This window comes from Sediminitomix flava (genome assembly GCF_003149185.1).
In the GTDB taxonomy this organism is placed as follows: domain Bacteria; phylum Bacteroidota; class Bacteroidia; order Cytophagales; family Flammeovirgaceae; genus Sediminitomix; species Sediminitomix flava.
On record NZ_QGDO01000001.1, the window covers coordinates 1,472,480 to 1,484,181 of the forward strand.

The 11,702-nt window shown below is 36.6% G+C and carries 10 protein-coding genes; 6 read left to right on the forward strand and 4 right to left on the reverse strand.

Features of this window, described 5'->3' with window-relative positions:
• Positions 1-35: 35 nt before the first annotated feature.
• Both BC781_RS05585 and BC781_RS05590 read right to left on the reverse strand, forming a co-directional pair.
• On the reverse strand, positions 36-713 hold the full coding sequence (locus BC781_RS05585) for a response regulator transcription factor (RefSeq protein ID WP_109616234.1): 678 nt from the start codon (positions 711-713) through the stop codon (positions 36-38).
• A gap of 262 nt (positions 714-975) precedes the next feature.
• A complete protein-coding gene (locus tag BC781_RS05590; RefSeq protein WP_109616235.1) occupies positions 976-3,345 on the reverse strand; it encodes a TonB-dependent receptor in 2,370 nt (789 codons plus the stop codon).
• Positions 3,346-3,549: 204 nt separating this feature from the next.
• On the opposite strand from BC781_RS05590, the gene BC781_RS05595 reads away from it, so the two are divergent.
• Positions 3,550-4,086 (forward strand): M15 family metallopeptidase, encoded by a 537-nt coding sequence (locus BC781_RS05595; RefSeq protein WP_109616236.1) that lies wholly within the window; start codon positions 3,550-3,552, stop codon positions 4,084-4,086.
• Positions 4,087-4,138: 52 nt separating this feature from the next.
• Here the strand turns inward: BC781_RS05595 and BC781_RS05600 are convergent, their stop codons facing one another.
• Entirely contained in the window at positions 4,139-4,897 is a 759-nt protein-coding gene (locus BC781_RS05600; RefSeq protein WP_109616237.1) for an alpha/beta fold hydrolase, read from the reverse strand.
• Between the two features lie 188 nt (positions 4,898-5,085).
• On the opposite strand from BC781_RS05600, the gene BC781_RS05605 reads away from it, so the two are divergent.
• The 4 genes from BC781_RS05605 (at position 5,086) to BC781_RS05620 (ending at position 8,387) form a co-directional block, all read left to right on the forward strand.
• Positions 5,086-5,523 (forward strand): hypothetical protein, encoded by a 438-nt coding sequence (locus BC781_RS05605; RefSeq protein WP_146201628.1) that lies wholly within the window; start codon positions 5,086-5,088, stop codon positions 5,521-5,523.
• Positions 5,524-5,876: 353 nt separating this feature from the next.
• Complete coding sequence (locus tag BC781_RS05610; protein ID WP_109616239.1) at positions 5,877-6,686, forward strand: alpha/beta fold hydrolase; 810 nt, start codon at positions 5,877-5,879, stop codon at positions 6,684-6,686.
• Positions 6,687-6,844: 158 nt separating this feature from the next.
• On the forward strand, positions 6,845-7,711 hold the full coding sequence (locus BC781_RS05615) for an aldose 1-epimerase family protein (protein WP_109616240.1): 867 nt from the start codon (positions 6,845-6,847) through the stop codon (positions 7,709-7,711).
• A gap of 67 nt (positions 7,712-7,778) precedes the next feature.
• The gene (locus BC781_RS05620; RefSeq protein WP_109616241.1) at positions 7,779-8,387 is read left to right on the forward strand and encodes an FMN-binding negative transcriptional regulator; all 609 of its coding nucleotides are present in this window, start codon (positions 7,779-7,781) and stop codon (positions 8,385-8,387) included.
• A 65-nt stretch (positions 8,388-8,452) separates the two neighbouring features.
• Here BC781_RS05620 and BC781_RS05625 read toward each other — a convergent pair whose 3' ends face one another.
• A complete protein-coding gene (locus tag BC781_RS05625; protein WP_109616242.1) occupies positions 8,453-9,520 on the reverse strand; it encodes a Glu/Leu/Phe/Val dehydrogenase dimerization domain-containing protein in 1,068 nt (355 codons plus the stop codon).
• 409 nt (positions 9,521-9,929) lie between these two features.
• Here BC781_RS05625 and BC781_RS05630 point away from each other — a divergent pair, with 409 nt between their 5' ends.
• Positions 9,930-11,693, forward strand: coding sequence for an ABC transporter ATP-binding protein (locus BC781_RS05630; RefSeq protein ID WP_109616243.1), 1,764 nt, complete (start codon positions 9,930-9,932; stop codon positions 11,691-11,693).
• Positions 11,694-11,702: the final 9 nt, after the last annotated feature.

The following is an 11,702-nucleotide window of genomic DNA, read 5'->3' on the forward strand; positions in this document are numbered from 1 at the left end:
TCTGAAGTCTTTTTAAATATAAACTCTTTCAGTTCTTAGAAAGTCTTTCCTTTCAGTTTTCGAAGGAGTTCTACGGTACTATTCACCTTCATTTTTTTCATAATATTGAAACGGTGTGTTTCAATAGTTCGCGCACTCTTATTCAGCTCAACAGCAATATCCTTACTACTTTTCCCCTCAGCTACATGCTTCAATATTTCTTTTTCGCGTTTTGTCAGTTCAGCAGCTAAAGCTTCAATACTATTTTCCTCTTCTGCTACTGGCATCTGTGCGATGTTTGGCGAAGTCAGCTCTTTAATCAAGATTCCTGAAATATCTCCGCTATAAAACTTCTTCCCGTCAGCAACCGAACGAATAGCTCGAATCAATTCATCTTTATTGGCATCTTTAAGAATATAGCCCGAAGCCCCATTTCGCACCGCATGAAGAATATAGTCATCATCGTTGTGCATAGATAAAATAAGGACTTTGGCACTAGGATCGTGCATGACTAATTGCCTTGTAGCCTCCAATCCGTTCATTACAGGCATACGAATATCCATCACTACAAGGTCAGGTGTTGTTTGATTGTATAGTTCTAGTGCTTCTTCACCATTGGCAGCCTCTCCAATCACCTTAAGCTCTTGGTGTTGGCTTAGCAATAGTTTAATACCGTCACGAACTACGGTATGATCATCTACTAGTATAATTCTGATTTGTTTTTCTACTCCCATTTTTACTCAGAAACTGTCCTATAGGATTTGATGCCCCGAATATACAGAAAAAGTTACATGCTTTCAGCAAATAACACCATTGTAGCCTAAGGAATTCGCTCAAATACATACGGTCATCGCTATTTGACAATCATTATTAACTTTTTAAAGTGCTAAAACGTGCTTTTTATATGAAAAAACTCCTTCCCAAGAAATTCTTCAAGGAAAGGAGCTAGGAGAAAGGGTTGAAAATATATTTAACTAAAGAATTATTCTTTCTGACTTAAAACTCTACTCTATAACTCAAATTTGGGAGAAAACCCATCTGAGCAATTTCTTTGAATTGACCTTCAAATCGGTTGTAATATCGATGTGTAGAAGTTTGTACATTGGTTACATTCTGAATATCTAGCGACCAAGTGTGTGTACTTTTTTTCTTGTTGGTAATCAAATTCAGTTGTAAATCTATTCGCATGATGTCATCACCTTTCAGAGAATAAATTTCATCTTCTACAAAAACAGTTTGTTCTTCTCTTAAAGAAGCTTCTTCGTCGATTGGGGTGTAATAGTAACCGCCCATCAGAGCAAACTTACCCCCTACACCAAAAGTCTTACTCTTTCCTTTTTTTGTTTCCCATTGCCATTCTTTTCCACCAACAAGATTTCCAGCATAATTCCCGTTGAAATGACTATTTCTTTCTACGCCATCCAAGGCTGTATATTTAGCATCGTACACAGTACCGCTTAGCAAATAATAATAGCCATTCATAAAGTATTTTTCTAAAGTCAGCTCTACTCCCACATTTCTACCCGTTCCTTCGTTGAGCAATTCTGTCCCCCAAAGTTCATCGCCAGAAGTGATATTCATACTCGATTCATTCCTGTTTTCATCATTGATTACAGGTACGTCATAATGTCTTTGGTAATAGGCTTCAGCCTTAAAATTGAGTTGGTCAGAAAAGAAATGTTGATAACCGATGACATAATGTTCCGACTTTGCCATTCTTAAATCTAAATTCGGTTGATAGGTATTGCCGTTTTCATCAACTACTTGCGTGAGGTAAACGGATAAATCTTCTGCATTGCTATGCAGACCATAACCAATAGATATAATGTCTTTTGCTCCAAGACTGTATTGCAGAGAAAAACGAGGTTCTACAACAGTTTCTTCTGTCTGTCTGAAATGCGTAAGGTGAACTCCCGAATTGAGGGATAGTCTGTTATTGACTGCATATTTCCACATTCCGTAAGTTTCTAGAATATTACTACTTCCTTTATCGTCCAGATAAGTAATTGTTTGATTAAAATCTTTTTCGAAAATAGATACTTTAATATCATAATTGAGATTCTGCCAAAGCGCTCCTACTTTGAACTTATGCTTGTTATTCAATTTATGTGTCAAATCCCACTTCATCCGATACTCAGGTCTGCTTGAAGCATACTCCCCTTCCAAATGCATTTCGGAAGCTGTAGGAGAATCTAACATATACTGAATAAGATCACTCTTTTTAGAGGTCGCTTGAAATGTTGTTTCTAGTTTCGTTTTAGGGCTGATCGAAAGATTATGCTGAAGCCCCACAATACCGAATGAGGTAGTAAAATCAATATCTTCATAGACCAATCCATCCGCTGTTGATTCTTTCTGATCGATGCTATTATAACCTCCCAAACCATAGGCTATGATCTCTCCCTTTTTGCCAAGGTCAAACTTCAGCTTAAAACTTCCATCTTGATAATTCGGAATGTTATCTCCAACAATTCTCAAACCTGCGGCATGTAAAAGGCCTAAACTAGAGTATCTATAATTCACTATGAATGAATTATTCCCTGAGTCGGTAAATGGCCCTTCAGCCGTAAGGTCTGTTCCGAGTGCCCCCAACTCAAAACCAAATTGTGTCTGTTGGTTATTTCCTTCTTTCAATTGAATATTGAAAATACCTGAAGTAGCATTGCCATATTCAGCAGGAAAAGCTCCCATATAAAAATCTGAATTGGCAAGCATAGCGCTATTCAGTGCCGAAATTCCTCCACCTGTACCTCCTTCATTGGCAAAGTGATTCGGATTAGGAATTGGCATTCCTTCCAATCGCCACTGTAAACCTCGCGGCGAATTTCCTCTCACTACAATATCATTATTCCCTTCGGGGCTTCCCATGGTCACTCCCGCAAATGTTGTGAGCATTCGAGAAGGATCAGAAAGACCACCGGGCATACGTTCTGTTTCTTCTACACTAAATGTCCTTGCTGAAACTACTGCAAACTCATTCTGAGAAATAGCTTTATCTGTTTGTGCCACAACATCTACACTTTCTAGCATTTCAGAAGACTCTTTTAAAAACTCGCTGATAACGGCTTCTTTCGCTCTGCTAATAATGATATTGTGTATCAATTTGGGTTCATAGCCTACAAAAGAGATTTGTAATGACTGCCTTCCTAATGGCGCATTGGTTATACTAAATTCACCATCCATATTGGTCACTGCTCCAATAACCGAATGATCAGAGGTCATGATTTGGACACTTGCACCAACCAAAGCTTCCTTGGTATCAGCATCTTTAATTACTCCTCTGACTGTCTGGGCGTGGGTTATCGCCCCTTGAAAAAAGGCAATACAGAAGAGCATCACTAATGGAAAGTAGTGTTGAATTTTCATCTTGGTTTTATGTTTTTAGTTACTTACACTACCAAGTTTCCTTCAGATGAGAATACCCCTATCTCATCTATACTTTTTTTTGAAAATATTTTTTTACAAGCTAAAAAAAGAGTCCTTTTTCAGTACTTAGAATTTACAGACAGAAAGCCATAAATTTTTGAGATTGAAATGCTAAATTTGGGATAAACTTTTTGAGCTGTATTTATGAAAAAATTATTCAAAGGACTTTTTTCGATATTCCTATTTTTGGTATTAACCAGCGGAATTTTATTCGCAATTTACCCGAAGCAAAGCAAAAAATTTCTTTTAGAAAGTATTGCTACAATCACCCCGATTTTAATTAAATCTGATCCTTATCAAGAAAACAAGTACGGTGTTCATCCACTACTTTATCAGAAAGTGGAACAAATGAGACTTCAACTTCAAAAAGAAGGAATTTACATAAAAGTGATTCGTGGGCATCGGAATTTAAAAGAACAAGCAAGATTGTATGCTCAAGGGCGAACAACAAAAGGAGGGATTGTGACAAATGCAATTCCAGGACTCTCATTTCATAATTATGGTTGGGCTGTAGATGTGGTTGTATTTGAAAATGGGAAACCGAAGTGGAATAACAGACATTGGGATAGAATAGGCGAAGTAGGAAAATCTTTAGGTCTTACTTGGGGTGGGGATTGGAAAAAACTTGTAGACCGACCACATTTTCAACTAAAAATAAAAGATATTTTACTAGCTGACTAAGTAAAAAAGCAGCTACTTTCCTTCTAAGTTAGTAACTGCTTTTCATATTTTATTAACCAATAAATTCGGTTACAAGTGTAATTAACTCTTGAGGTTTAACAGCTTGTACCCAATGGTTAGCTCCTTCTACCATCTCGATTCTTACATCACTAAAAATTGTAGGAATTTCTTCCTGATCTTTCTCCAAAATATAATCAGATAGTGTTCCTCCTATAAATAATGTAGGTGTCTCACACGAACTTCCTTCTGGTAATGCTTTCCCCACTTCCTCAATATTATTAGAAATCACATCTAGGTTAATTTTCCACTCAAAACCATCTGAGGTACGAGAAAGGTTTTTCAAGAGAAACTGACGAACACCAAGCTCACTCACATATTGTGCTAAAGCCTTATCAGCCTGTCCTCTACTCTTTATCTCACTCAAATCTAGACTGTGGAGTCCTGCCAAAATACTGTGATGGTGTACAGGATAATATCTCGGTGAAATATCTACAACAATCAGTTTATTGATAAGCTCAGGGTATTTTACAGCAAATAGCATTGCGACCTTTCCTCCCATTGAATGACCAAGAATATTAGGATTCTTGATATCATACTCTTCAATAAATGCCTTCAAATCTTCAACCATCACTTCATAATTCCATTCATCGGCATGTGGCGACTGTCCATGATTTCGTTGATCGACTAAAAAAACACGGTATTTTTCACTCAATATTTTTGTTTGCGGCATCCAGTTATCAGAAGAACCAAACAAACCATGAAGTACGATTAGTGGTTCTCCTTCTCCCGACTCTCTATAAAAAAGATTCATTTTTATCTATTTTTCCAATGACTATTTCCTTGTTACTTCGTTAATAACTTGTGAAAAAATTTTATGTTAGCAACTTAATTAAAAAGATATACTTTTTGAACGCACAATAGTAAACATCTATGACGAATCTGAATATTAAACTATACATAGCAACTAGCTTACTTATTTTGAGTTTCGCCTCTTGTAAAATGAAAACAGCTGAAGAAATTGATGCTCCTGCAGTAAATCGAGAGATAAAAGATCGAAAAATCAGAAGATATAAACCTGCAGAGATTCAGCAAATAGCCTATGAAAGAGGTGTCGAAATCATTAGAGAAGTAAAAAAAGATACCCTAAACTGCAATACTACCACCTTTTCAACTCCCGAAAAATGGAATAACCTAATAGAAAGTATTCATCTTGTCTGTGAAGGTGAAAATTTAGATACAGGTCTAGGAGTAGTAGGAAATGAACTTTGGAAAGCTTATCAAAACCAAAATTTAACCGAACTATTAGAAAAAGGTACAATACAAAGTGATTTACGAAATAAGAATTATATCTTTTCTGAAGCTGTAGCTGTAGAAGATGGCTTTGGTGTAATTTTTATTACAATGAGTAAAAAAGAAGTAGTCAGAAGTATGTACTAATTGCAGACTTTTTAGGACTAATCTACCGAATTCTAAAAAATTGAATTATTCATATAAAGATCTATCACTGATAGCCATAATAAGCGATTAGTGATAGATCTTTTTTCATTAAGATAGGATTTTTTGAACTTTCTTAGTGAATGGAAACAAAATAGCGCTCTGAAGTATTAAATAATAGTAACGCAAGCGTAAATTAATCATCTATACATTCATCCTCAGTTTTTTACATGTTAATCATTGCGTATACTTAACCATAAATAACTATCACTAAAAGGCAGTTTAACTGAGGAAAAGTTTTCTGTCTGACTCCATATGCGATCGGCGAAAACACTGCCTGTAACTCAGAACGCTATATGCCAAAACGATATATCAACGACATCGACCTATATTATGAAGAATATGGAAGTGGAGAACCCCTGCTTCTAATTCATGGCTTAGGCTCTTGTTCGGGTGATTGGGACTATCAAGTATCAGATTTTCGTCATCATTATCGCTTGATTATTCCAGATTTGAGAGGGCATGGAAACTCTAGCAAACCCAAGACGCCTTACAGCATGCGTCTTTTCGCACAAGATATTATAAGCCTTATTGAACAACTTAACCTTGAAAAAGTAAACCTAGTAGGCCTGTCTTTGGGAGGAATGATTTCTTTCCAAATAGCTGCACTACGTCCCGACCTCGTAAAATCTATGGTGGTTGTGAACAGTACTCCATCTTTCAAACCATCCACTTTTAGAGAACAATATAGCCTTTGGCTCAGACTTTCAATTTTACGCCTTTTTGGTTTAAGATATGCTTCTAGATTGGTTGCCGTAAGAATGTTTCCTAAACCAGAGCATGTTGCGCTCAAACAGCGTGTATACAGAAGATTAATCAATAACGATACACATGCCTACAAAAACTCAATCAGAGCTATTGTGCGTTGGAAACTCTCCGATGAACAGCTTAGGCATATGCATTTACCAATCTTGATTGTGACAGGAGATCGGGATATTTATTCGGTAGCTTACAAAGAAGCTTACACCACAAAATTACCCAATGCAAAACTTGTTGTCATCCCTGATTCTGGACACGGAACCCCACATGATCAGCCTTTACTCTTCAACAAGGAAGTCAAAGATTTCTTGGAAAAACCTAAAGTTTCTACCTCTGTAGCTTCTTAAAGTTTGCATTTAAAGGTATTTCTCTCTAAAATTCTGAAGAATTACTTGAATAATTCTTAAAAAAATCTTTTCTCATTTTTTGGAACGAATTCAAGCCTTAGATTCGTACTTCTATCAGATACACCACTTTTTCGATAAAAAAAATATTAGAAAAGGATATGTACATTCAGAATGAATTTTTGACAGCTTCATTTAATGCTCGTGGAGCAGAGCTTTGTAGCTTGAGAGATAAAAACGGTAAAGAGTATATTTGGGATGCACAAGCTGCTCATTGGGCTAGACATGCTCCTATTTTATTTCCGATTGTAGGGAAGTTGAAAGACAACAAAATGACTTACAAAGGAACCGAATATGCAATGAACCAACATGGATTTGCAAGAGATAGAGTTTTCAAAATGCTCGAAAAAACAGCTACAAGTATCAAATTTGGATTGAGGCACGATGAAGATACACTAGAAGTTTTTCCTTTTGCATTTACTATACATATCATTTACACCCTCAAGGAGAATCAGTTGGAAGTAGCATATCATGTGAAGAATCCTGATACTGAAAAACTATACTTCTCTATTGGTGCACACCCTGCCTTCAATTGTCCTTTGGAAGACGGAAAAAAACGTTCGGATTACCAATTTGTATTTGAAAAAGCGATTACGGCAGATACCTACAGAATTACGAACGGCAATCAGAACGGGGAAAAAGAACGTGTTATTACTAAGAAAAAGGAGCTTCAGATCACTGACGATCTTTTTGAAAAAGATGCATTAGTATTTAAGAACTTCCCTTCTAGCTCAGTGGGTATTGCTGAAGTTGGCAAAACGCCTTATGTAAACATGCACTTCAAAGGCTTTCCATTCTTAGGTTTATGGTCTGCTTCTAAAGATGCGCCATTTGTCTGTATTGAGCCTTGGTTGGGTATTGCAGATACAGTAGAAGGACAAGAAGATTTCTCTAAAAAGGAAGGTGTAATTGAAGTTGCCCCTAAAGAAGCTTTCGACGCCTCATATACTATTGAAATTAATGCTTAATTTTAAGCTTTAAAATATATAATCATAGGGTTGCTTCACGGCAACCCTATTTTACTTTTATAGCGCAATGTATCCTCCAAAACACTATCAAGAAACTGACTTTTCAAACATCATTGCTTGTATTCGTCAATTTCCATTTGCCACACTTATTTCTGTAGAAGAAGGTGAAAGTTACATCACACATCTACCATTGATGTACAAAACAGATGATCAGGGGAATGGGAAATTAGTAGGACATCTAGACCGAAATAATCCGCATGCTGCATTTTTCAAGGATAAAAAAATAAAGGTGATTTTTCATGGACCTAGTGAATACATCTCTCCTACTTACATGACAACCTCACAATTACCGACTTGGAATTATGTAAAAGTTCATGTGGAAGGCACAACAAGAGAGATCACAGCTGCTGAAGATGTAAAAACACTGATGGTAGAAATGACTGAATTTTTAGAGAAATCAGATCAACCATTTGAACTCGATTACAATGATCCTCGAATGGAAAAGTACTTGCCTTACATCTTGGGTTTTGAAATTTCTATTGAAAAATGGGAAGGTAAATTCAAACTCTCACAAGATAAAAGCCCTATAGACCGTCAGAAAACAAAAGAAGCTATGTTTGAAAAAAGCACAGAAGGTCTGAAAGAATTCTTGGATACGGTCTATGGAGAAGAATAAAAAATAACCGCCTTGTTTCACAAAGAAAACAAGGCGGTTTTTATATCAAATCAATATGAAATTGATTAGTAAGTCACTTTAACTTTTGCGATATCTTCGATACGCTTCATCGCGATCTCGATAGCTACCTCTTGTGTATTTTTGTTCTCTGCAGCAGAAGCTTCAAATACCTTCAATGTCTGATCATATACTTTTTCACACTTGTATTGGCTCCAATCTTTAGTCGTACCAATAACCTCCGCATAAACGTTGATTACTCCACCACAGTTGATCAAGAAATCTGGCGCATAAAGTATTCCTTTCTCCAAACAAAGGTCTCCGTGTACCTTCTCATCTGCCAATTGGTTGTTTGAACATCCAGCAATGATATCACAATTCAAACGCTTAAGTGTATCATTATTTACTGTTGCTCCCAAGGCACATGGAGAATAAATATCTACATTTAGGTCATAAATTTCATCTAAACCTACTGCTTCTACTTTGTAGTCATTTGCAATTTGCTTCAAACGGTCTTCATAGTAATCAGTCACATAGATCTTACATCCTTCTTTTTCCAAGAATTCGATCAAATATTTCCCTACGTTACCTGCTCCTTGTACAGATACAGCTTTTCCTTCCAATGAATCTGAACCGTATGCTTTTTTAGCAGCAGCTTTCATACCCATATAAGTAGTATACGCTGTAAATGGTGATGGATCACCCAAACCACCTCTAGCCTCTGGAAGACCAGAAACATGCTTTGTTTCTGCAAAAATATGCTCCATATCAGAAGAAGTCATTCCAACATCTTCTGCTGTGATATATTTACCGTTCAAGTTTTTCACAAAACGGCCAAAAGCACGCATTAAAGCTTCAGTCTTATGCTTTTTAGCATCTCCGATAATTACTGCTTTTCCTCCACCAAGGTTAAGTCCTGCAATCGAGTTTTTGAAAGTCATTCCTCTCGAAAGACGGAGAGCATCATTAAGCGCTTGTTGTTCATTCTCATACATCCACATACGAGTTCCTCCAAGAGAAGGTCCAAGCACAGTATTATGAATACCAATAATCGCCTTTAACCCTGTTTCTTTATCATGACAGTAAACAACTTGCTCATGCCCCATGGCAGAAACCTTATCAAATACTGATTCCATTATGTATCAAATTATATGTGAGTAATTAGCCGAGTTACAACCGCGCTCAGCATTGTGTTATTTTTAATGTTTAAGATGCAAAAATAGATTATTTCATGAAAAATCCTCCTCCCATATTTCCTTCCGTACGCATCTTAAAATTATGACATAATTAACCTAATGAATATCTACAAATAATACCCATACAACCCTGTATTTTTGAAGAAAATAATTTGGGTAATATTGAAAGAATCCGAATTATATAAAAAGTGTAAATTTTACGTAATTTTATTTTTTTAACGTCAAATCATCAGGCTTTTATGAACTTTTGAGGTCTTCTATTGCCTATTGTCAAACCATTGAGCAAATTTGTTGTTCTGAAAGGAGGGTATCATTGCCTCCAAAAAGTAAACACGGAAGCTAAAAGTTCATGTCAGAACAGCACAAGAAACAGAAGAAGAAGTTAGATCGCCACATATTAAAGCGCCTTTTCACTTTTGCCAAGCCATACAAAGTACATTTTGTAGGCTTAGTCCTTTTAACTGTCGGGTTGGGAGTATTAGCTCCAGTCCGCCCTTTTTTAGTTGAAAAAACGATTGACCAATACATTGTACCAGGAGATTTTGAAGGCTTGAACTTCATGCTTATCCTCTTGATTGGACTTACCTTGTTCCAAGCATTGGTACAATTTTCCCATACCTATATCTCAGGTTGGCTAGGGCAACACGTCATTCGTGATATCAGAGTAAAACTTTATGAGCATATTCTGAAACTCAAACTGTCTTTTTACGATCAGACTCCAATCGGACGTTTGGTTACAAGAACAGTTTCTGATATCGAGACGCTTTCAGAAGTTTTCTCAAATGGTGTCGCGGCACTTATTGGAGACTTACTTCAGTTATTCTTCATTTTACTTCTGATGTTCTATACAGATTGGAAACTTACTTTGGTTTGTCTTTCTGTACTTCCAATTCTTTTGTATTCGACATACATTTTCAAAGAGAAAATCAAGTCTTCCTTCCACGATGTGCGTACTGCCGTAGCGAACTTAAATACCTTCGTTCAAGAGCATATTACAGGAATGAACATCGTTCAGATTTTCAACAGTGAAAAAAGAGAGCAAGAGAAGTTTGAACAAATCAACGAAGAGCACAAAAAAGCAAACCTTCGTTCTGTAATGTACTACTCGGTTTACTATCCTGTAGCAGAAGTCATTTCGGCTAGTAGTACAGGACTTTTGGTTTGGTATGGAGCCAGAGAAGTGCTGAGCGCAGATATTCAAGTGGGTACAATGGTTGCCTTTATCATGTATATTGGTCAGTTCTTCCGCCCAATCCGAATGATTGCTGACCGTTTCAACACGCTTCAGATGGGTGTAGTAAGTACAGAACGTATTTTTGACTTACTTGATATCAAAGACGCTGTTCAAAGTGAAGGAAAGCAAAAACCAGAAAAAATAGAAGGACATATCAAATTTGATGAAGTATTCTTTGCATACAATGATGAGAATTATGTACTAAAAGACATCAACTTTGAAATGCATCCTGGAGATAAAATTGCCTTTGTAGGAGCTACGGGTGCTGGTAAATCTTCAATCATCAATCTACTGAATCGTTTTTATGAAATTCAGAAAGGACAAATCTTCTTGGACGGAAAAGAGATTCATGAGTATGATTTGAGTTACCTCAGACAACACATCGGAATTGTATTGCAAGATGTATTCTTATTCTCAGATACCATCAGAAATAACATCACGCTTGGCAATACGGACATCACTGATGAACAAATCATGAAAGCTGCCGAATTGGTTGGAGCAAAAGATTTCATCGAGAAATTACCAGGAACATTGAATTATAATGTGATGGAAAGAGGTTCTACACTTTCTGTAGGACAACGTCAGTTGATTTCATTTGTGCGTGCGATGGTCTACGATCCTAAAATCTTGATTTTGGACGAAGCTACCTCATCAGTAGATAGTGAAACAGAAGAGTTGATCCAAAGAGCAGTGCATTCTATGATGGAAGGGCGTACTTCTATTGCGATTGCTCACCGTTTAGCAACTATCAAAGAAGCTGACAAAATTATCGTTTTAGATAAAGGAGAAATCAAAGAAGTTGGTTCTCATGATGAATTACTTGCCAAAGGCGGTTTCTATGCTCGCCTTTATGAAATTCAGTACAAAGAAGTAGTCTAGAAGACCAGA